The sequence below is a fragment of the Nonomuraea sp. NPDC051298 genome (assembly GCF_055586305.1).
Genome location: NZ_JBVJIM010000018.1, coordinates 162,680 through 183,888, shown reverse-complemented (window position 1 = coordinate 183,888; position 21,209 = coordinate 162,680). Strand labels below are relative to the sequence as shown.

Genomic DNA, 21,209 nt, shown 5'->3' with positions numbered 1-21,209 from the left:
GTGGTCAGGGACGATCCGGGCCGTTGGCGAGTGCCCACCGACTCAACCGCCTGGCTCGCCGCCAGGCTGCGGTCCGCCAAGACCGGCGAGGTCCCGCCGGAGACGCCGAGTGCCAGTCGAGTGCCAGTCGAGTGCCGGTCGAGTGCCAGTCGCCGCCGTGGCCGATGGCTCCCGACCTTGCCGTCCGCGGAGGACTACGGCTGGACGAGGGGGAGAGTCAGGCTGCTGTGGGTCAGGTCCACTGTGACCGAATCGGCGGCCGGATCAGTGGCGATGTAGTCCCGGTCGTTGGCGACGATCACGAGCCCGATGCGGTGGCCTGCCGGGAAGACATGGTCGGTGGCGTGCAGGCGCCACTCCACCGTGTACGACCGACCGCGACTGAGAGTGCTCGGGCGAGTGAGGGAGTGGCGGTTCTTGACATCGATGGAGCCGCGGGTGACCACCGGCAGCTTGCTCGGGAGCTTGCCAGTGGGGGTGACGGTGGCCAGGTCGGCGGATTCCGGATGCGGGGCGGGAAGTCGTGGGGCGGCGGATTGTGACGACGGGGGTCCGTAGTCGACCAGCAGGGCCGTGAGCGGGGTGCTGGTCGACGTACTCGTCATGCGTACCCGCACTCGCGAGGTCCCCGACAGCCGGGTGGCCTCGGTCAGGGGCGGACTGAGGTAGGCGAGCCGGTGCGCGGCGCCGGTCTCCGGATCGGCGACCATGGCGGTCTCGTACTGGGCCGGGTCGTCGGTGAAAGCCTGGGTGACGCCGTGAGCGGCAGGCTTCGTCGTCAGTGTGCCGGCGGCGGTGGAGGTCGCCGGGCCGAACCACATCCGGACGTCCCGTGTCCCCGGCTGCGGCCAGTCGGCGGACACCTGCCAGGAGCCGTCCGGGCGCTGCACGGTGACCCGGGGCTCGTCCATGATGCCGTTGTCCAGGCCGTACAGCCAGTGGTCCATCCACCGGTGCAAGGTCTCGCGCCAGACGTCCCCGCCCGTGACCACGGGATCTTCGTGGCCGCCGTCGTGCAGCCACAACTTGCGCGACACGCCGTGTTCGGCCAGCGCCTGCCACCATGCGGCGAACTGGCGCCCGCGCACCTTCACGTCGTTCAGCCCCTGGACGAGCAGCACGGAGGCTCGGACTCGGGAGGCGTGCCGCCGGTAGTCCCGCTCGGCCCAGAAGGCGTTGTAGTCTGCGGTGTCGTCGGCGGCGTTGTCTCCCAGCGCCTTGAGCACGTCGCCGCACCTGGCCTTGGCGGCGTCGCTGATGACCCGGTCCGCCTGGTACTCCGGATAACGGGCGCCGAGCGTCCCCTGGTAGGCGACGCCCTGGTCCCGCGCGTAGTCGTACCAACTGGAGATCGCGCCTTCGGGCACGATCGTCTTCAGGCCCGCCACGCCCTCGGCGGCGGCGGCCTCGGCCAGCGTGCCGTCGTAGGAGAGGCCGACCATGCCGACCGCGCCCCGGCTCCAGGCCGCCACGGCGGGGCGGCCGTCAGGGTAGGCGGCACGGGCGCGGCCGGTGAGCCAGCCGACAACGGCCGCGGTGGCGAGCACGTCAGGGCGCCCGCCGGTGGTCGGACAGCCCTCCGACGCGCCCGTCCCTTGCACTGCGGCCTCCACCACCGCATAGCCCCTCGGTACGAAGTACTCGTCGTACCAGTCGGAGAACACGCCGTTCTTGGCGCTGTACGGGGTGGCCTTCATCACTGTGGCGACCTTCAACCCCGGTCCCGACCCAGCCGGCCGGAGGATGTCCACCGCGATGCGGTCGCGGCGACCGTCGTGATCACTGTCCATGGGCGCCTCGACGAACACCCTCTCGCGTACCGCGCCGGCGTAGGAGAACACCGGTTGTGTTCTCCCGTCTCGCACGGTCAGGGAGGGCGCAACCGAGGCTTGGGCTTCGGGGAGCGTGCCGAGGAGGACAGCAGCCGCCCCCGCGGCGAGGACTTTCATCCAACAACGATCTTTCATGGAGCGTGAAGCTAGGCCGATCACCTCGGCACCAGATGGGTGCTGGGTCAATGCGAGCTGGGAGGTCGGCGTGGCCTGAGCGGGTGGTTCGCGTCACCGCTGTCTCCGGGCGGAGGAAGGACACGGTCGCATCGTGGCCGACGCGGACGGCCGTTGATCTACGGCGCGCCTTCGTAGACGGCGTTCCGGGATGGTTAAGGACGCTCCCAGCCGCCTCCCTCTGATCGTCGCTGCAGCGACATGCGACCCGCGTTAGAGCAGGTCCCGGAGGCTCATTGGCCTCCGGTCGCCCCAGGCGGGGGAATTACGGAGTTTACATATTGAGCTCTTGTATCTACGGAATACCTCTATAGAGTCGCATGAAACACCGCGCGCTCGCCGTGGCGGTGGTCTCGGCCTCTTATACCCCCGGGAGGTTTCGTGTTCCGGCAATCGAGGACGTTCATCGCGATGGCGGCCACGCTCTGGTTGGCTCTGGCGGCATGCGGCACCGCCACCGAGCCTCAGCAGACAGGGAAGACCGGCACAGCCGCGAAAAGCGTCACCATCGCCATCTCTTCCGACGAGGGCACACTCACCCCCTTCACCAATCAGACCGGTTACCCGGGCAACAACCTGGTGAAGCTGATCTTCGACACGCTGGTCATCGTCCAGGGGGACGGGGTCACGCCGCTGCTGGCCAAGCAGATCCAGACCACCGACAACAAGGTCTTCACCCTGCCGCTCAGGTCGGGTGTCACCTGGCACGACGGCAAGCCGCTGACGGCGGACGACGTGGTGTTCAGCGTCGAGTTCTACAAGAAGAACATGGAGGGGGACTCCGCGATCGACGTCCGCCCGGTGGAGAGCGTGACCGCGAACGGCGACACCGTGGTGCTCACCCTCGAGGCCCCGGACCCCGAGTTCCCCCGCCGCATCCTGGCCGACATGGCGATCCTGCCCGAGCACCTGTGGTCGTCGGTGGAGAAGGCCGGCGAGGCCGGCGCCGACAAGGCGATCGGGACCGGCCCCTACAAGCTCGCCCAGTACGACAACGCCCGTGGCTACACGCTGGCCGCCAACGCCTCCTACGTCATGGGCAAGCCGAAGGTCGACACCGTCAAGGTGGTGGTCATCCCGGAAGAGTCCACGCAGTTCGCCGCGCTGCGTACGGGCGAGGTCCACATGTCGACGCGCATCGTGCCGCCGCAGCAACTTCAGGCGCTGGAGCGGCAGCCGAACATCGGCGTCGTCAAGGGCACCGAGTTCGCCTCCACGCTGCTGGCCTTCAACACGACCAGGGCTCCGTTCGACCAGCCCGAGGTGCGGCGCGCCCTCGCCAAGGCGATCGACGTCGCAGACCTGGTGAAGACCGCCCTGCTCGGCCAGGGAACGCCTGGCGACCCCGGCTTCATCCACGCCGACGCCCCCGTCGGGCCCGACCGGCTCGTCCCGCTCTACGACGTCGAAGCGGCCAAGCGCGAACTCGACGCCCTGGGCGCCAGGCCGGGGCCCGACGGGATCAGGGTTCTCGACGGCAGGCCCATGTCGTACGAGCTGCTGGTCCAGAGCACCTCCACCGACCGGCTGCGCAGCGCCGAGCTGATCCGCGACATGCTCAAGACCGTGGGCGTGGCCGTGCGGGTCACCTCGCTGGACTCCGACTCGCTGGACGCGAAGGTGTGGCCCGACTACGACGTACGCAAGGGCCGCAACTACGACATGTCGATGTGGGGCTGGTCGGCTCCGGTCATGCTGAGCAGCGGCACGATCGCCCAGCTCGTCGCCTCGAACCCGGACGACGGCTCGTTGAACGTCGTCGGTTTCAAGAACGAGCAGGTCGACGCCGTGGTGAAGACGTTGACCTCGGCCCCCACCATGGAGGCCAGGACGACGGCGGCCAAGCAGCTCCAGGCGCAGATCGCCGAGCAGATGCCGTTCCTGACGCTCTACTACCGCAACGGCGCCTACGCCTTCCGCAAGGACGTCTACAGTGGCTGGACCTGGCAGAACGGCTCCGCGGTGCTCAACAAGTTCTCCCTCGTCGAGTTCAGGCCGTGATGCCCTGGCGATACGCGGCAGGGCGGCTGGCCGAGTACGCCGCCGTGCTGGCCGTGGCACTCACGCTGAACTTCGCGCTGCCCCGTGCGTTGCCCGGCGGCCCGCTGAAACTGTTCGGCAGCCCTGAAGCGCTGGCCAGGCTCACCTCGGACGAGCGGGCGCAGATCGCCACCCAGTACGGCTTCGGCAAGCCGCTGCACGAGCAGTTCCTCGACTACCTCGGCGGCGTGTTCACCCTGGACCTCGGCACGTCCCTGTCGGATGGGCGCCCGGTCACCGAAGCGCTCGGCGAGGCACTGCCGTGGACATTGCTGCTGGTCGGCACCAGCATCGTCGGCACCGCGCTGGTGGGCGTGACGTTCGGGGTGGTGGGCGCGCTGCGCCGGCGCAAGGGCAAGGGTTCGGGGCTGCTCGGCACGGCCATCGTGCTCGACTCGTTCCCGCAGTTCTGGCTGGGCATGCTGCTCATCGTGCTGTTCGGGGTGCAACTCCAGTGGCTCCCGACGTTCGGGGTGTCCGGCGTCGAGGGCGTGACGGTGTCCGGCGTACTGCTGCACCTCGTCCTGCCGGTGAGCACCTTGACGCTGACCGGGATGGGCTATCTGTTCCTCTACACCCGATCATCGCTGCTCACCGTGCTGACCAGCGAGCCGATCCAGCACGCGCACGCCAGAGGCGTACCCTACGGGCGGCTGGTCAGAAGGCACGCGCTGCGGCCGGCGCTCCTGCCCGTGCACACGATTCTCATGATGGAGATCGGCTTCCTCGCCGCCGGTTCGATCGTGGTCGAGACCGTCTTCGCCTATCCCGGGCTCGGCCGCCTCACCTTCGACGCGATCACGGCCCGTGACTATCCGCTGATGCAGGGCGCGTTCCTGGTCCTGACGCTCATGGTCGTGCTGATGAACGCGCTGGCCGACGCCACGTACCCGCTCCTCGACCCCCGTGCGAGAACGGGAGGCCACCCATGACCTTGCTGAGCACCCCGGGGAAGATCGGCACCGGGATCCTCGCCGTCGTCATCGGAATCGCCCTGTACGGCACACTGCTCCCCGACGAGGCCGGCCGTGCCAGGGTCGCCGATCCGTACGCCCCTCCTGGAGCGGGACTGCCGCTCGGCGCCGACGACCTCGGCAGGAACCTGCTCGACCAGCTCATCGTCGGCGCCGGCACCTCGCTGAGCCTGGCCTTCATCGTCGCCATGGCCACCACCGTGCTGGCCGCGCTGGTCGGCGGGGCGGCCGGGATCGGGCCACGCCGGCTGTCGGCCACCCTGATGCGCGGCACCGACGTCCTGCTGGTGTTGCCCGAGCTGATCCTCTACATCCTCGCGGCGGCCTTCCTCGGTCAGTCCTTCGGCACGCGGGTGGCGATCCTGGCTCTCATCCTCTGGCCCGTCCCGGCCCGTGTGCTGCGCGCCGCGGTCCTGACCGCGTGGTCACGGGGGCATCTGGAGGTGGCCCGCGCGATGGGGGCACCGCGCTGGTGGCTGCTCCTGCGGCACGGCTCCTACCTCATCGGCCCACTGCTCATCCCGATCTTCGTCCGTACGGCGATGCGCGCCGTCATCTACGACGCGACCCTTTCCTTCCTCGGCCTGGGCGATCCCACCGCGCCGAGTTGGGGCACCACGCTGTTCTGGGTGCAGACCAACGGCGTGTTCCTGTCGGACGCGTGGCTGTGGTGGGCGCTCCCGCCCGGCGCCGCCATCACGCTCACCGTGCTCGCCCTCGCCCTCATCGGCATCTCCGTCGAGGAACGGCTCAACCCCGCGCTCAGGGAGGCCACCCGATGACACTGTCGCTGCGCGACCTGACGGTCGGTTATGGCGGTCTGACGGCGGTGGACAGGATCAACCTGGACGTCGCGGAAGGCGAGGTCGTCGCGCTCGTGGGCGAGAGCGGCTGCGGCAAGACCTCGCTCGCTCGCGCCCTGCTCGGGCTGCTCCCCCGTACCGCGACCGTGGCCGGGTCCGCCCTGCTCGGCGAGGAGGAGTTGGCGGGCCGTACCGACTGGAGGAACGTACGAGGTCGTCAGGTCGCGATCGTGCCGCAGGGCGCGATGACCGGGCTCAGCCCGGTGCACAGGATCGGCGCCCAGCTCACCGAGATGCTCACCTTGCACGGCGGCCGGGCCGACCCCGCCGGGCTGCTCGAACGCGTCGGGCTCCAGCCCGCGATGCTGCGCTGCTACCCGCACGAGCTGTCCGGAGGACAACGTCAACGGGTCGCGATCGCCCTCGCGCTGGCGGGCGAGCCACGGCTGCTGATCGCCGACGAACCCACCACCGGGCTGGACGTGATCACCCAGCGGCAGGTTCTCGCCCTGCTCGCCGGGCTCGGCACCACGATGCTCGTCGTCTCTCACGACCTCACCGGGCTGATGCCGTACGCGGACCGGGTCGCGGTCATGTACGCGGGCCGGCTGGCCGAGGTGCGCCCGGCCCGTACGCTCGCCGCCGAGCACGCCCATCCCTACACGGCAGGTCTGCTCACCGCCACCCCCGTCGCGGACCGGCAGGTGCCCTGGGGCAGCATCCCCGGCTCCGCCCCTGCCCTCGACCTGCTCCCGCCCGGATGCCGATTCGCCCCGCGCTGTCCTCTTGCCACCGGCCGCTGCACCGAGGAAGACCCGCCTCTGCGCACGGACGGCCCGGCGCGGATCGCCTGCCACCACCACGACAAGGCCACCTTCCCCGCGGTGCCACGGAGCATCCACGCGCCGGGAGAGCCGGTCGTCCGCGCGTCCGGTGTCCGTCATCGCTACCGGACGCGCTCCAGGACCACGGAGGCGCTGCGCGGCGTGGATCTCGACATCCATGCCGGGGAGATCGTGGGGCTCGTCGGCGAGAGCGGCTCCGGCAAGAGCACCCTGGCCAGGATCGTCCTGGGCCTGCTCCGCCCGACGCGCGGCCGGGTCGAGATCGCGGGTGAGGAACTGACGGCGCGACGCGGTGGCGCGCTCCGCCGCATCCAGCGGCGGATCGGGTTCGTCCACCAGGACCCGTACGACGCGCTCCACCCCGGGATGCGCGTCGCGAGCCTGGTGGCCGAACCTCTCGTCACGACCGGTGTGGCGCGTGAGCTACGGGCCGACCGGTTGCGCGACGCGGTGAGCGCCGCCGGGCTGCCGGTGACGGAGGAGTTTCTGCGGCGATTCCCCGGCCAGTTGTCGGGCGGGCAGCGGCAGCGGGTGTCCATCGCTCGGGCTCTGGTCGCCGAGCCCATCCTCCTGGTCGCCGACGAGGCCACGTCGATGCTGGACGTCTCCACCCGGGCCGGCATCGCCACCACGCTGCGCACGCTGGCTGTCGATCGGGCGCTGGCCGTCCTGTTCGTCACCCACGACCTGGGCGAGGCGGTGCAGTCGTGCGACCGGATCGCGGTGTTGCGCGACGGCACGATCGTCGAGCACGGCCTGTCCGCCGACCTCGCCGGCGCACCTGCCCACTCCTATACGGCACAGTTGCTCGATGCGGCTCGGACCACATGAAGAAGGAAGGACGGAAAAGAGTGACCGACGTCTTCGCCCGCCTGGAATCCTTCGGCGATCGCTTCCGGCTCGAACGCGGACTCTCGCCGGATGAGGACTGGATCGGTTGTGATCGGCTGCTGGATCCGTGGTCCGACGAACTGGGCCGGGTGCTCGACGCCGAACGGCAGGCAAGCGGCCAGGTCTCCGAGCACGCGACCGCGCTGACGGTGATGGCGGTCTACGCGGGCACGGTGACCGCGTCCGCCGTGCTCGCATGGGCGGTCGACGGCGCGGTGATCGACATCCGGCCCCGCAACGTCGCCGTCCGGCTCTCTCCGCAGCACGGTTTCGAAGCCGTCGGGCTCCGTGAGCCCAGCGTCACCAAGGCGCCGGTGGAGACCCTGGTCGCATGGGTACTGGATGAGCATCTGCTGCCTGTCGCGCAGGCCATGCGCGTACGCACCCGAGCCGGTCTCCGGCAGCTTTACGGAGGCGTGGCCCACGGGTGCGCAGCCGCCTTCTGCATCGCCAGCCGCCGCGGGGGCGACGTCGACAAGCTGGAACGGGCCTACCAGACCTTCCTGACCGCCGCCACCGGCGGCCTGGACCGGCTCGGCACGGTGATCCGGCTCAAGGAGGGAACGCGGGAGGGACTCTTCTATCTCCGCAACACCTGCTGCCTCTACTACACCTCCGCCGAAAAGGTGAAGTGCTCCAGTTGCTGCCTGGACACCGTCGAAGATCGGGTGACGAACTACCGGCGGGTGCTGGCCGAGGGCGTCGTCCCGCACTGAATCCTGGGAGCGGGCCGACGGGGCCACCGCCTGAGATCGACCACCCGGCCGGCCACTAGCCGGTCAGCACCGACTGGACCGACTTCGTCACCACGTCGGCGGCGTCGCGGGCGGGCAGCCGTCCGGCGCGCAGTTCGTTCGCTGCCCCGTGCAGGATGTAGTGGACCAGGCTGACCAGCCAGGTGACGGTCAGGTCGGTGCGGAAGACGCCTTCTTCCTGACCGCGGCGAACGAGTTCCTCCATGCGCCGGGCGGGTTCGGCGTGCAGCTCTCGTATTCGCCCCGCGGGGAGGACCGTCTCCGCGGCGCTCAGCAGAGCCGCGGACTCGGCCACGGTCTCCCAGCTCGATGCCAGCAGCCGGGTCATGGCGTCGCGGGCGTCGCCACTCAGGTCGAGGGACGAGAGGGTTTCCTCGCCGGCTCGCAGCGCGTCCATGAGTGCGGCTTCGACCAGGTCGGCCCGGGTGCGGAAGTGACCGTACAGCGTCATGCGGCCGACGCCGGCGGCCTGGGCGATGTCGTCCGTGGTCGCGTTCGGGTCGGAACTGATCAGCAGGCGCGCTGCGGACACGACGCTGGCGATGTTGCGCTCTGCGTCGGCACGGCGTTTGGAGCGCGCGGAAGGTGAAGCCATACGGGCAGTCTAACTCGTACCTTGAAGTACGGGTTATAGTGGCAGCCAGTTCTCGTATATGAGAGTACGAGTTGTCGCGACGGAGAATCCGATGACCCAAGAAGCGGTACGGCAGACCTCACCCCCCGAGCCACACCCCGCGCGATGGCGCATCCTCGGCTGCCTCGGGATCGCACAGCTCATGCTGATCCTCGACGTCACCGTGGTAGCCATCGCGCTGCCCCACATCGAGACGGATCTCGGGCTCGGCCGCGAAGCGCTGACCTGGACCGTCAGCGCCTACACGCTCACCTTCGGCGGGCTGATGCTGCTCGGCGGACGCGTCACGGACCTGGTGGGAGCCAAGCGGGTCGTGCTCGCCGGGCTGCTGCTGTTCTCCATCGCCTCCCTGGTCACCGGGCTGTCCGGGTCGGCGGCCGTGCTGGTGGGCGGCCGGGTCGCCCAGGGTGTCGGCGCGGCGCTGCTGTCTCCCGCGGCCCTGTCGCTGGTGGTCGCCCTGTTCGACGGAGAGGAGCGGAACAAGGCCCTCGGCGTCTGGTCGGCGCTCGGCGGTGGTGGCGCGGCTCTCGGCGTTCTGCTGGGCGGTCTGCTCACCGCGGGCCCCGGGTGGTCGTGGGTCTTCTACGTGAACGTGCCCATCGGGCTGGTGATCGCCGTGGTGCTCACCGTTCTGCTCCCGGCCCAGCCGCCCACGTCCGCCAACCGGCCTCGGATCGACGTGCTCGGCGCGGTACTGGTGACGGCCTCCTCCGCATCGCTGATCTACGCTCTCATCGCCGCCGGCGAGCGGGGCTGGCTCACCGTGCTCACCGGCCTGCTCGTCCTGGCTGCCGCCGTGGGCTACGGGTTGTTCGTGTGGTGGCAGAGGCGAGCCCGCTCGCCCTTGATGGACGTCCGGCTGCTGGCTCGGCGGCCCGTGGCAACCGGCGCCTTCCTCATCCTGATGGCGACGGCGCTGATGATCGCGGTGTTCTTCCTCGGCACCTTCTACTTCCAGCACGCCTTGGAATACGGCGCGCTGCAGACCGGGCTGCTGTTCCTGCCGGTGGCACTGGCGACGATGCTCGGGGCCAACCTGACCGGCCGCATGCTCGGCCGATGGGGTGGGCGCGCACTGGCCGTCACCGGTCTGGTGATCGCGGCGATCGGTATGGCGGTGCCGGCGGTGTCGATGAACTCGGTCGGCGTCGTGGTCGGCGTGGCCGTCGCAGCGGCGGGCACCGGCGCGCTGTTCGTCATCGCCTCGGCGACCGCGCTCGGCCAGGTGGCGCCCCACGAGGCCGGGATCGCCTCCGGCATCGTGAGCACCTTCCACGAGTTCGGCGCCTCCATCGGGGCCGCGGTGGTGTCGAGCGTGGCGGCGGCGAGCCTGGTCGGAACCACGTTGACCGGCTTCACCAACGGCTTCATCGTGGCGGCGGTAACGGCGGCGATCGGTGCCGTCGCCGCCGCGCTGATGACCCCCGGCCGCTCGAACTGACCCCCGGCCGCTCGAACTGATCCTCGATCGGTTCGGCGCCGAGGCCGGTCCCTGATGACGCAGTTCCTGTACGGCGGTCAGCCCCCATCGAGGAAGACGGCCTGTTCGGGGCAGAGGCGGGCGGCCTGTTCCACGGCGGGCCGCAACGCGTCGCCGGGTGTCGCCTCGTACACCAGTTCGTCGTCGTCGTCGAGGGCGAACACCTCCGGGGCGGCGAACACGCATTGGGCGTGGGTCTGGCACAGGGTCCGATCGACGCGGACGCGCATCACGTTTCCTTCTCAGCGGCCGGGGCTGGGTTGAACCGGGAGTATTTGCCGAACGACCAGCGCTGCGGGATACCGCCGGTGATCTGGACGGCCTGCTCGATGTCGAAGTCGACCAGTCGCTGGGCGCCGGGGACCGCGGCGGCGCGGTCCGGGTCCCAGTCGACGCGGGCGCGGCCGGTCAGGTGCAGCGTCCTCCCGTTCTCCCAGTCGGGGAACAGCAGCCCGCAGCGGGGTTCGAGTTCGAGGTTGCCCAACGTCATGAACATGGAGTTGCCGACGTAGTCGGGCCAGGTCAGCCGCTGACCTCCGGTCACGGTGACGAAGCCGGGGTTGCCGCCGCGATGCGAAGCGTCTGCGCCGTGTCCCGTCGCGTAGGTGCCGATGAAGAACGTGTCGGCTGTGGCGATCCACCGCTGTTGGTCGGCGGTCAGTTCGCCGGTGATGGCTGCCACCCTTTTCGTCGAAGGTGACTCGTCGACGTAAGTGCGGGTTTGGAGGTACTTCGGACAGTTGGAGTACACCTGTGCGGTTCGCACAACGAGACGGTCGCCGTCCCGGCGGGCTCGGCCGTTGACCCGCATCCGTTTGCGGCTGGCCGGCTCGATCATGAGCATGCCGAGGCCCCGCTCGGTGTCGAACAGGCCGGTGAGCGGATCGCCGTCGCCGGGGAGCCGGTCGGCGATGAGGGTGCGCTCGTCGGGCGCGGTGACGAATCCGGGCGGGCCGGTGATCAGGCCGGCCCAGGCCGCTCCTGCGTCGTCGGCGGCCGCGATCACCGCCAGGCGCTGCAGGCGCAGAAAGTCCGCGGCCACCGGTGGGATGGTCGCGCCGACGACGGCCGATCCCCATCCGTCGACGGTCAGGCCGGCCCGGCGCTGCACCGCGCGTTCGCCGTGATGGAGCACGGTCAGCTCCTCTCCATGACCGGCCCAGGCCGCGGAGTGCGGCCTGGGCCTGGGGGTGGCTGTCAGAAGAAGCCGCACGTGGGTGCGTCCCGGGTGGGCGCGGGTGCGGTGTCGGCGCCGGTCGGCGCGTAGATCTCCAGGCGGATGCCGTCCGGGTCCGTGAAGAACACGCCGCCGGAGGAGGCGCCCTCTCCGTGCGGAACGATGCCGTCGTGCAGCGGTTCCACGCCCAGGGCGCGCAGGGTGGCCTCGGCGCGGCGAACCGCCTCGATGTCAGGCACCTGGAACGACAGATGGTGCAGCCCGGGCCGGTCGGCGGCGAACGCGCCGCTGCTTTGCTGCCACAGCGTGACCAGCAGGGTGCCGTCTCGGCCGAGGAACGCGAATCTGCGGTCCCCGTCGATCTGCTCCCCGATGACGTCGAAGTCGAAGATCTCACGGTAGAAGGCGGTGGAACGGGCCAGGTCGGTCACGTTCAGGCCGACGTGCCCGGTCTGCAGGACCGGTGCGCTCATGCGGGGCCTCCTGTGTGGCGGTTGGTTCTAACGGTTTCGAGCGACTCTGAACGTTAGAATGTCCAGAGTTTCTTACGGTGTCAAGAAGGAGATAGCGTTAGAAGAGTGGAAGTGGCACACCTCGTCGGCGGCGGCGGTCCTCTCCTCGGCGAACCGCCGCCGATCGAACTCGGCAACACCGTCTACGCGGTGCGCGGCCGCCCCAAGGATGGCCTGCAGACCGTCGAGCACCTCGCGACGTGGCTACGCGACATGCGCCCACGCCTCGCGATCCCTCTCACGGATGCCGACCTTCAGGGCGTGACCGACCCCGACCTTCGCCTTGCCAGGGAGCTTCGGGACGTCATCAGGTCCCTCGCGGCCGCCGCCGTGAACGGCCAGGACCTCCCCCCCGACACGGTCGCGGCCCTCAACCGTCATGCCGGCCAGGCCCCACGATGGAGCGAACTGCGGACGACCCCAGAGCCGCACATGACGGTGTGCACCGCGGGCCGCCCTGTCACGGCCGCGCTCGCCGCACTGGCCGAGGACGCCGTCGCCCTGTTCGCCGGGCCGGCACGTCACAAGATGTGCGCCTGCCACGGCCCCGGATGCGTCCTGTACTTCCTCCGCGACGCACGGCGCGAGTGGTGCTCAGCAGGCTGCGGCAATCGAGCCCGAGCCGCCCGCCACTACGCCAAGGCTCGGGGGAGAGGAGAAGACAGCCGCTGATCCTCCCTCACCGGCCGCGTCCCGTCCTCTCTACTATGGTTCGTAGTATTTCAACGATTCAAGGACTGAGCCGGGTGTTGGACAAGGTGAAGACGCCGAGGCGCAAGGCGGTCGCCGTGCTCGTCGCCGTCGTCGTGGCCGCGGGGCTCCTCTACGTCGTGCCCGGCATCGCCCTGGCCGGCGAGGTGCCGCCGGGCACCCAGGTCGACGGGGTGGACATCGGCGGGGTCTCTCCCCTCGAGGCGCGGCAACGCCTGGACAGGGCACTCGGTCCGAAGGCGTCCCGCCCCCTGACCGTACGAGCCGGGCGTACCACGATCCGGCTCCAACCCCGTGATCTCGGGCTGTCGCTCGACACGGAGGCCACAGTCGCGGCGGCGCTCGACGGAGCCGGCACCCCCGCGGGAGTCGCCATCTCGCTCTTCGGCAGCAGCGAGGTCGCCCCACGGGTCAAGGTGGACACCGCCCGCCTGTCGGCCGAGGTCGCCGAACTCGCCAGGACCGTGGACACCAAGGCGCGCGAGGGCCAGGTCCGCTACAAGGGGCTGAACCCGCAACCCATCATGCCCAGAACAGGACGTACGCTCGATCGAGCCCAAGCCGCCGCGGCCCTGCGGTCGGCCTTCCTCTCCTCCGACGGCCCGGTGGAGCTTGCCTTACGCACGGTGCAGCCCAAGGTGCCCGCAGCGGAGGTGCGCCGGATCGCCGGCACACAGGCTCGTGCCGCCGTCGCCGCCCCACTGACGCTCACCGGCCCGTCCGGCAAGTCGACGCTGTCAGGCGCCGACATCGCGGCGCGGCTGCGCTTCGTCTCCGTCCAGGGCGGGCTGCGCCCGGTGTTCGACGCCAAGGGCATCACCGCCGACCTGGAGAGGAAGCTGATCGACGCGGAACCGGCGGCCCAAGAACGCGTCCTTCACGATCTCAGGTGGCGAACCCACCGTCGTGCCTTCGCGAACCGGCCAGGGAATAGCCACCGCAGCACTGGAGAAGTCGATCGCCACCGCCCTCGGCGACGGCAGCCGTACGGTCGAGGTGCCTACGCGGGTGACCCGCCCCCGCGTCACGACCGAGAAGGCGAAAAAGCTCGGGATCAAGGAAAAGGTCAGCTCCTTCACCACGCGCCATCCCTGCTGCGCTCCGCGCGTCACCAACATCCACACGATCGCCGACCTCCTGGACGGCCACCTGGTCCTGCCCGGGGAGACGTTCTCGCTCAACGGCGTCGTCGGCGAGCGCGACAGAGCGCGCGGGTTCGTGGAGGCCCCCATGATCCTCAACAACCGGTTCGTGAACGACGTGGGCGGTGGCATCTCGCAGTTCGCCACCACGATGTTCAACGCCGTGTTCTTCGGCGGGTTCGAGGACGTGCAGCACCGGCCGCACCAGTACTACATCTCCCGCTACCCCGCGGGACGAGAGTCGACGGTCTCCTACCCGCAGCCGGACTTCCGCTGGCGCAACGACTCGCCGTACGGCGTGCTGATCAAGACCTCCTACACCGGGACGTCGATCACGGTCCAGTTCTGGAGCACCAAACGGTACGACATCGAGTCGGAAAGCTCCTCCCGCTATGACGTCAAGAGCTTCTCCACCTTGTCGGACGAAGGGCCCGACTGCATCCCGATGGAAGGCGCCGAGGGGTTCTCTATCGACGTGTGGCGAATCTTCAAGCAGGACGGCGAGGTCGTCCGCAGGCAGAAGTTCCACACCGTCTACGCGCCCGAGCCGCGCCTGACCTGCACGTGAGACCTCATCCTCCCCGATGTCCTCCCCGATCGGCCGCCCAGGCCAGGTCGAGCCCCGCCCAGCCGTCGGCCCCGGCGGCCCGGCCGGTTTCGAATCGGGCCGCGAGTGCCGCGCCGTCCAGCGCGGTGCGGATGGCCTGGGCGATGCGATCGACGTCGCCGCGCTCGGCGGGCGGCAGGGGACCGCCTCGGCGGTGCGCGAGTCGGTGGAGGCGCTCCCAGCAGGACCGCGCCTGTTTTGCGGCAGGTCATCCGGCCGTGTGCGCGAGGATGGCGGCGGCCAGCTCCTCGTGCACCTCGGGCGGCAGTGTGTGGCCCATACCCGCCACGATCATCAGCCGCGCCCCTGGGATCTGCTCGGCGATGATCGCGCTGTGGCCCGGCTTGGCCGGCTCGTGGCTGCCCTCGATGACCAGCGTGGGCGCCTTCACCTGATGGAGTACGCCCACCGGCTCGAAGTCCGGCTTGGCCATGGCGGCCATCCGGTGGTTGGCCACCGCCGACAGGTCGCGGGCCCGGTCGTGGATCCGCTCCTGCAGCCGGCGCGCCGCGTCCTCGTCGAACGGCAGCCCGGCACCGTGCAGCAGGCGCTGCTCGGCGATCATGCCGTCGATCCGCGCGCGCCGGTCCGCAGGTGGCGGGGCGGCGATCAGCGTACGGTAGAAGGCCACGAACTCCGGTGCCGGCTCGGGCAGGCTGCCCTCGGGCTGCGGCTGTCCCATCAGCGCCCGCATGATCACCTGGCCCTCGCCGCCGCCGAGCGGGGAGGAGCCGATGACGGTCAGCGAGCGCACCCGCTCCGGCCGTTCCACGGCGACGAACTGGCCGAGCAGTCCGCCCGCCGAGTGGCAGACCAGGTGCGCGCTCTCCAGGCCGTGGTGATCCAGCACGCGGTAGACGTCGTTCTTGATGTCGTCCCAGGTGTACGGCTCCGCCTCGAAGTCGACGGTGCCCGACCTGCCGGTGTCGCGGTGGTCGTAGCGGATCACCCGGCGGCCTCCGGCGGTCAGGCGGCCGACGAACTCGTCCGGCCACAGGATGCCCTGCGACATCGAACCCATGATCAACAGGATCGGCGCGTCCGTCTCGGCGCCGAACTCTTCACTCCAGATGTTCACGTTCTGCATGTCTCAGAGCATGTCGTCTTCGGCTACGGGCGCCTTCTGTAGAACTACTAGTCGCGCCAGATCCGTACGGGAGCCGATGCCCAGCTTCGGATAGATCTTGTACAGGTGGTACTCGACCGTGCGCGGGCTCAGGAAGAGCTGGGCGGCGATCTGCTTGCTCGACAACCCGTCCGCGGCCAGGCCGGCGATGCGCAGTTCCTGCGGGGTCAGCGCGTCGAGCACGGCCGCGGGCGGGGCCTGCCCGCTCTCGCCCGCCGCGCGCAACTCGTCCTGCGCGCGCCGCGCCCACGGCCGTGCGCCCACCCGTTCGAACGTCTCCCAAGCCGTCCGAAGCTGCGCCCGCGCCTCGCCCGGCCGTTGACCTCGGCGCAGGCGCTCACCCAGCAGCAGGGCCGTCCTCGCCGCCTCGAACGGGTTGGTGTGCAGCCGCAGTGCCTCGCCGAAGGCGTCCTCGGACGACTCGACCAGGCCCCGGCAACGGGCCAGCAGCGCGCGGGACTCGGCCGTGGCGGCGTGCGTCGACCACTGCTCGTACGCGGCCAGCGCCGCCCGCGCGCCCACCTCGTCGCCCGCGCCCACGGCGGCCTCGACGCGGTCCGGGGTCGTCCGCCACACCACGGTCGGATGCCCGGCGCCCGGTCCTGCCGTGGCGATGGCCGTGAAACGGTCGTGCGCCGCCGCGAACCGGCCCAGGCACAGGTCGAGCATCGCCAGCGCGTACGACGCGACGCCCACCCGCAACCCGACCCGGTGTGGGATGGCGATGGCCAGCGCCTCGCGGGCCTGCCGCTCGCAGGGCTCCTCCTCGCCCCGCAGCGCCGCCAGCACCGCCAGGTTGGCCAGGTGCGCGGCCACCGTGTTCTCGTACCCGGCCTCACGAGCCAGCTCCAGGCCCTCCTCGGAGACGGCCTGGCTGCGCGCCAGCCGTCCGGCGATGCGCTCGGCGGTCGCCACGAACTCCAGCACGACCGGTAGCTGCCCGCTCATCCCCGACACCCTGGCCACCCGCCCGGCCCGACCGGCCAGCTCGCCGGCCAGGTCCGCCTCGCCCACGTAGCTGGCCGCGGCCGCCGCCCACAGGTATCCCGCCGCGTCCTCCAGCTCGCCGACCTTGTCCAGCGCCCGCCGCAACAGGCCAGGCCCGGCGGCGTCGCCGTCCAGCGTCAGGCCGATCCCGGCCACCGTGTCCCGCAGGAACCCCTCGGGATGCGCCGCGGCCCGCCGGCCGAGTTCGACGACGGCCGCCGTGTCGCCGACGTACGCGGCCGCCTCTGAGGCGTCGGCCAGCAGGTCCAGGCTCTCGCCCGCCGCCAGGATCCGTACGGCCTCGGCGGCGTTGCCCGAGTTCAGCTCGAACCGGCCCCGGAGCTGGGCGATCTCCATGGCGAGCGTGGCGTCCCCGCCGGCCCGTTCGCGCGCCTCGGCCAGCAGCGACTCCGCCTGTCCTGGTCGGCCGCCGAGCCAGGCCGCGACGGCGGCGTCCTTCAGGCGGACGGCGCGGGCGCGCGGCTCGGGGGTCAGCTCGGCGGCCCTGGCCAGGGCGGTGGCGGCGGCGCCGTACCCGCCGCGGTCACGGGCCCGCTCCGCGGCGGTCACCAGCGCGGCGGCGACCTGCTCGTCCTGGCCCAGGGCCGCTGCGGCCAGGTGCCAGGCGCGACGGTCGTCCGAGGTCAGCTCCGCCAGGACGGCGTGCGCGCGGCGGACGTCGGCGGGAGCGGCCGCCTCGTGCACCGCGGATCGGATGAGCGGATGGCGGAAGCGTACGCTCGTGCCCGACACCCCGGCCAACCCGGACTCCTCCAGCTCAGCCAACGCCACCCGCCCGGCCCCGTCCCCCGTGCTCGCGCCTGGCCGTGCCGCCTCGGCGAACAGCCGGTCGGTGGCGCGCAGGACCAGGTCGAGGTCGGCCTCGACGGCGGCGACCAGGGCGACCAGCCGAGCAGGAGCGGACAGCGCGGCCACCGGATCACCGAAGAGCCGGGAACCACCGGGCAGCGGGTCGGGCAGCGGTTCGCGCCCGGCGAGCTGATCGCGGGTCAGGCGGGCGGCGACCTCGCCCAGGGCGAGCGGGTTCGCGCGGGTCAACGTGACCAGCTCCCGTGTCACCTGGGCGGCCGGCGCACCGCAGCGGGACTCCAGCAACTCGGCCGCAGCGGACTCGGACAGGCCGCGCACGTCCACCGTCAGCGGCACGCCCTTGACCGCGGCGTCCCCGCGTACGGCGAACAACATCGCGATCCGTTCCGTCCCCAACCGCCTGGCGGCGAACAGCAGCGCATCGGCCGAAGCCCGGTCCACCCACTGGAAGTCGTCGACCACGCAGATCAGCCCGTCCGGCGCGGCGGCCTCGGCCAGCAGCGAGAGCACGCCGGCCCCCACCAGGAACCGATCGCCGACACTGCCCGCGCCAAGCCCCAGGGCCGCGCTCAAAGCCACGCGCTGCGGCTCGGGCAGCGCGTCGAGCGAGCCGATCGCCGGCCACAGCACCTGGTGCAGCGCCGCGAACGCGAGGTCGGACTCCGACTCGACGCCAGTGGTCCGCAGCACCCGCATCGCACCACCGCGCGCGGCCGCCTCGTCAAGCAGGGCAGTCTTGCCCGCCCCCGCCGTGCCCCGCAACACCACCGCACCCCCGAAGCCATCGCGGGCCCGCGCGATCACCTCGTCGAGTGCGCCGATTTCCACAGATCTTCCGTAAAGCACAGACACCCACTGTAGGCGGCTGTCCGCGATGCAGGGGGCCTGACCTGGTCTTCCAGGCTTGGCTCGAGCACAGAGGCCGGAACAACACTCGCACGAAGGCGCGGTCAGTAAGCCCGACAACGTCGCCGCGGCCGTCCGTGTTCACTGCCGGTTCACTGCCGGCTCATCAGCAGGCGGCCCTGGCGGAACCGCTCCCCCACGCGCGGCTCGCGCAGCATCCGGCCGACTTCGACGAAGTCGGCGGCGCGTGCCAGCGCGGCCATTTCGTCGATCGGCCACCGATATGCCTGCGTCACCTTGTGGTCGAAGGGCGTCAGCGGCTCTCCTTCCGACTCGTAGAAGCCGAGCAGGAGATGGCCGCCCGGGGCCAGAACGCGGCGGAACTCCCTGAAGTACGCCGGCAACTCCTGCGGGGGCGTATGGATGAGGGAGTACCAGGACACGATGCCGCGCAGCGCTCCATCGGCCAGGTCCAGGGCGTCCATCGAACCGACCTCGAAGCGCAGCTCCGGATACGCCTCACGGGCAAGATCGATCATCACCGGCGACAGGTCAAGGCCGAAAATGTCCAGTCCCAGCTTCCGCAGGTACGCCGCCACGTACCCAGGGCCGCATCCGAGCTCGGCGACCGGCCCGCCACCTGAGGTCCGCACGACCTCGGCGAACACATCCAGCGCCGCGCGATCCAGCGGCTGGTCATCAAGCGCCTTCTGGAAGAGTTCCGCGTAAAGAACGGCGACGGCGTCGTATGCCTCGGCTGTGGCGGTGAGGTAGGAGGGGCGCTCGATCATGACGGGCCACCCTACCCGATTCGCCCCAAGATCCATGAAGGGTCCGAATAACCCCCTCACCTCCGCCGGCGAGATCAACCTCCGGCTCCGAGAGGTATCCCTGCTGGTCAAGACGTGTACCACTGGTCAAGGTGCGGGGAACCGAGGGACATGACCCGCCTTCGTTCCACGACCGGCGTGGACTTGGCGGCGTGACAGGGCGAGGCGGCGTCGTGGTGCGTCGATGTCGGTGACGACGACCGTGACCTCATCGCCGATCTGTACTGCTTGGTCAGGCGTCTCGACGGGCGGTTCGGCGAGTTCGCTGAGATGGACCAGACCTTCGACGCCGTCCGCGACCCGGACGAAGGCCCCGAAGGGCACCAGTTTCGTGACCAGGCCGTGCAGAGTCCGCCCGGCCCGAACGTCGTGGGCGAATTGCAGGAACGGATCAGGCTGGGTGGCACACAGCGACAGCCGGGCTTCGCCGTTGCAGGTGTCGAAGGCGAGGACTTCGCAGGTGATGCGCTGTCCCACGGAGACGATCTCAGACGGGTCCTCGAACCGCTGCCAGGACAGTTCGGGCATGGTGATGAAACCGACGCCGGGGAAGACGGGATGGTCCGGTCCGTCGTCCAGATCGACGAAGACGCCGAAGCGCTCAATGGCCGCCACGGTGCCGGACAACCGTTGTCCCGGGATCAGCGCTTTGAGGAATGCCCAGAGTCGCGGGTTCTCGGTCGCTGACCGGGAGAGCCAGATGCGCCGTCCTGGCGGATCGAGGGCGATGACTTCGGCGGAGATTCGATCGCCGGCCTTGAGATCCGATCGCCGGAAGGACTGCCAGGAAAGATCGAGCGGGCCGATGATGCCGATCGGGTCGTCGGCGAAGTCGTCCAGGAGCACCGTGGTCTGCGAGCGCGTGACCTCCGCCACGGTCCCGGAAAGGACGTCGCCAACGCTCACGGTCGGCAGAAACGCCGCGAGGGACTGATCGTCTTCCGCTGTCCCCATGATTCCAAGGCTCCCACGAGCCGCTCTCCCACGGCGGCTTCGGGGTCCTTGGGCAGTGTCCGTACGTCTTGACATGGTCCGGCGAAAAATGTCGGCATGCGTGTATTGCATGTGTCTGGGATGCGGGAGAGTATACGACTGTCAGCAGATCGATCTTGGTATCGATGAGGGGGGTTGACGGGTGGCCCTTGATGACGAGGATATTCTCACGGGGGAAGAATCACTCGGATTCGATGAGGAGCGCGTACCCAGCAATCGACGCTTTTTCGCGATGATAGAGTTTCTCCGGGCCAGGTTTCACACCTATCGCAAAGACCTGCCGGACTCCGATGACCGCAATTTCATGTGCGTCGACATCGGCCTGCCGTACGACCGGTCCGTGCAACTGTACTTCAAGAAGAAGGACCTCTATCTCGTCGGGTGGACCATCGACGACGATCTCGCCAAATACCTGGGGGTCGGCCTCAATGACACGCCCCGCCCCGGGCAGCCCGTCGTCCGGATCAACACGGGCCAGGTCATCGACATTCGGTACGGCGACCTCGTGCAGCAGGTGCCGCTGAGCCGGAATCAAATGCAGGATTCGCTGCAGCACCTCTACGACTATCTGGAACGTCAGAAAGACGGGCACCCACAGAAGTCGGGCAATCTCCAGACGGACTTCGACGTGATCGTCAGGATGACGTCGGAGATGGCCCGGTTCGGCGGTTACTACGACTCCTTCAAGCACAGTTGGGCCTTCACCTGGAGTCAGTCGAATCCGCGCATCATGGGCACAAACAAGCTCGGCTGTTTCAATGCCGTGGTCGCCAAATGGGATAAGTTCTCGAGGAAGGCGAACAATGGCACGGACATGCTGAAATGGCCCGGCACGCCGAATGACGTGACTGCGGAGCAGGCCAGGGCCGCCATCGGCGACGGAGTGAAACTCGGCGACAACATCGCGTGATCGGACACCGAACCGAGAGGCAGGCAGTGAGCCGTGGCGGAACGAGCACCCGGCGGAGACAACAGCGTGGATCTTGAGGCTTTGCGTGCGCACCTCGTTGGCCTGGGTG

At 69.9% G+C, this 21,209-nt stretch carries 19 protein-coding genes and 1 pseudogene; 10 read left to right on the top strand and 10 right to left on the bottom strand.

Annotated features, from left to right (window positions below):
* Positions 1–194: 194 nt before the first annotated feature.
* The gene (locus tag ACZ6S0_RS38600; RefSeq protein WP_465924282.1) at positions 195–1,949 is read right to left on the bottom strand and encodes a CocE/NonD family hydrolase; all 1,755 of its coding nucleotides are present in this window, start codon (positions 1,947–1,949) and stop codon (positions 195–197) included.
* Between the two features lie 438 nt (positions 1,950–2,387).
* Here ACZ6S0_RS38600 and ACZ6S0_RS38595 point away from each other — a divergent pair, with 438 nt between their 5' ends.
* The 5 genes from ACZ6S0_RS38595 to ACZ6S0_RS38575 are packed head-to-tail and all read left to right on the top strand — an operon-like array spanning position 2,388 to position 8,275.
* Positions 2,388–4,007, top strand: coding sequence for an ABC transporter substrate-binding protein (locus tag ACZ6S0_RS38595; RefSeq protein WP_465924281.1), 1,620 nt, complete (start codon positions 2,388–2,390; stop codon positions 4,005–4,007).
* Entirely contained in the window at positions 4,007–4,978 is a 972-nt protein-coding gene (locus ACZ6S0_RS38590; protein WP_465924289.1) for an ABC transporter permease, read from the top strand. The genes ACZ6S0_RS38595 and ACZ6S0_RS38590 overlap by 1 nt, the downstream gene beginning before the upstream one ends.
* A complete protein-coding gene (locus ACZ6S0_RS38585; protein WP_465924280.1) occupies positions 4,975–5,802 on the top strand; it encodes an ABC transporter permease in 828 nt (275 codons plus the stop codon). Before ACZ6S0_RS38590 ends, ACZ6S0_RS38585 begins: the two co-directional genes overlap by 4 nt.
* Positions 5,799–7,499, top strand: coding sequence for an ABC transporter ATP-binding protein (locus ACZ6S0_RS38580; RefSeq protein WP_465924279.1), 1,701 nt, complete (start codon positions 5,799–5,801; stop codon positions 7,497–7,499). The genes ACZ6S0_RS38585 and ACZ6S0_RS38580 overlap by 4 nt, the downstream gene beginning before the upstream one ends.
* Positions 7,500–7,519: 20 nt before the next feature.
* On the top strand, positions 7,520–8,275 hold the full coding sequence (locus tag ACZ6S0_RS38575) for a (2Fe-2S)-binding protein (RefSeq protein WP_465924278.1): 756 nt from the start codon (positions 7,520–7,522) through the stop codon (positions 8,273–8,275).
* A 55-nt stretch (positions 8,276–8,330) separates the two neighbouring features.
* Here the strand turns inward: ACZ6S0_RS38575 and ACZ6S0_RS38570 are convergent, their stop codons facing one another.
* Positions 8,331–8,909: a TetR/AcrR family transcriptional regulator gene (locus ACZ6S0_RS38570; RefSeq protein WP_465924277.1), complete on the bottom strand. Its 579-nt coding sequence runs from the start codon at positions 8,907–8,909 to the stop codon at positions 8,331–8,333.
* Between the two features lie 91 nt (positions 8,910–9,000).
* On the opposite strand from ACZ6S0_RS38570, the gene ACZ6S0_RS38565 reads away from it, so the two are divergent.
* Entirely contained in the window at positions 9,001–10,389 is a 1,389-nt protein-coding gene (locus tag ACZ6S0_RS38565) for an MFS transporter (protein ID WP_465924276.1), read from the top strand.
* Between the two features lie 77 nt (positions 10,390–10,466).
* Here the strand turns inward: ACZ6S0_RS38565 and ACZ6S0_RS38560 are convergent, their stop codons facing one another.
* The 3 genes from ACZ6S0_RS38560 to ACZ6S0_RS38550 form a co-directional block, all read right to left on the bottom strand.
* Positions 10,467–10,658 carry a ferredoxin gene (locus ACZ6S0_RS38560; protein ID WP_465924275.1) on the bottom strand — a complete coding sequence of 64 codons (192 nt, stop codon included), beginning with the start codon at positions 10,656–10,658 and terminating at the stop codon, positions 10,467–10,469.
* A complete protein-coding gene (locus tag ACZ6S0_RS38555) occupies positions 10,658–11,563 on the bottom strand; it encodes a pyridoxamine 5'-phosphate oxidase family protein (RefSeq protein WP_465924274.1) in 906 nt (301 codons plus the stop codon). The genes ACZ6S0_RS38560 and ACZ6S0_RS38555 overlap by 1 nt, the downstream gene beginning before the upstream one ends.
* Positions 11,564–11,625: 62 nt before the next feature.
* On the bottom strand, positions 11,626–12,078 hold the full coding sequence (locus ACZ6S0_RS38550) for a VOC family protein (protein ID WP_465924273.1): 453 nt from the start codon (positions 12,076–12,078) through the stop codon (positions 11,626–11,628).
* A gap of 105 nt (positions 12,079–12,183) precedes the next feature.
* Here ACZ6S0_RS38550 and ACZ6S0_RS38545 point away from each other — a divergent pair, with 105 nt between their 5' ends.
* The gene (locus ACZ6S0_RS38545; RefSeq protein ID WP_465924272.1) at positions 12,184–12,789 is read left to right on the top strand and encodes a CGNR zinc finger domain-containing protein; all 606 of its coding nucleotides are present in this window, start codon (positions 12,184–12,186) and stop codon (positions 12,787–12,789) included.
* Positions 12,790–12,824: 35 nt separating this feature from the next.
* Positions 12,825–13,412: pseudogene (locus tag ACZ6S0_RS38540) on the top strand (peptidoglycan binding domain-containing protein); the annotation flags it as partial.
* Between the two features lie 153 nt (positions 13,413–13,565).
* Here the strand turns inward: ACZ6S0_RS38540 and ACZ6S0_RS38535 are convergent.
* Positions 13,566–13,709: a hypothetical protein gene (locus ACZ6S0_RS38535; protein WP_465924271.1), complete on the bottom strand. Its 144-nt coding sequence runs from the start codon at positions 13,707–13,709 to the stop codon at positions 13,566–13,568.
* A gap of 25 nt (positions 13,710–13,734) precedes the next feature.
* Between ACZ6S0_RS38535 and ACZ6S0_RS38530 the strand changes: the two genes are divergently transcribed.
* Positions 13,735–14,538, top strand: coding sequence for a VanW family protein (locus ACZ6S0_RS38530; protein ID WP_465924270.1), 804 nt, complete (start codon positions 13,735–13,737; stop codon positions 14,536–14,538).
* A 247-nt stretch (positions 14,539–14,785) separates the two neighbouring features.
* Here the strand turns inward: ACZ6S0_RS38530 and ACZ6S0_RS38525 are convergent, their stop codons facing one another.
* From ACZ6S0_RS38525 to ACZ6S0_RS38510, 4 genes are all read right to left on the bottom strand, one after another.
* Positions 14,786–15,664: an alpha/beta hydrolase gene (locus tag ACZ6S0_RS38525; RefSeq protein ID WP_465924269.1), complete on the bottom strand. Its 879-nt coding sequence runs from the start codon at positions 15,662–15,664 to the stop codon at positions 14,786–14,788.
* Positions 15,665–15,667: 3 nt separating this feature from the next.
* Positions 15,668–18,367 carry a helix-turn-helix transcriptional regulator gene (locus ACZ6S0_RS38520; protein WP_465924268.1) on the bottom strand — a complete coding sequence of 900 codons (2,700 nt, stop codon included), beginning with the start codon at positions 18,365–18,367 and terminating at the stop codon, positions 15,668–15,670.
* 152 nt (positions 18,368–18,519) lie between these two features.
* Positions 18,520–19,158: a class I SAM-dependent methyltransferase gene (locus tag ACZ6S0_RS38515; RefSeq protein ID WP_465924267.1), complete on the bottom strand. Its 639-nt coding sequence runs from the start codon at positions 19,156–19,158 to the stop codon at positions 18,520–18,522.
* Positions 19,159–19,284: 126 nt separating this feature from the next.
* Positions 19,285–20,151 carry a S1 RNA-binding domain-containing protein gene (locus ACZ6S0_RS38510; RefSeq protein ID WP_465924266.1) on the bottom strand — a complete coding sequence of 289 codons (867 nt, stop codon included), beginning with the start codon at positions 20,149–20,151 and terminating at the stop codon, positions 19,285–19,287.
* Positions 20,152–20,332: 181 nt separating this feature from the next.
* Here ACZ6S0_RS38510 and ACZ6S0_RS38505 point away from each other — a divergent pair, with 181 nt between their 5' ends.
* Complete coding sequence (locus tag ACZ6S0_RS38505) at positions 20,333–21,100, top strand: ribosome-inactivating family protein (RefSeq protein ID WP_465924265.1); 768 nt, start codon at positions 20,333–20,335, stop codon at positions 21,098–21,100.
* Positions 21,101–21,209 lie beyond the last annotated feature (109 nt).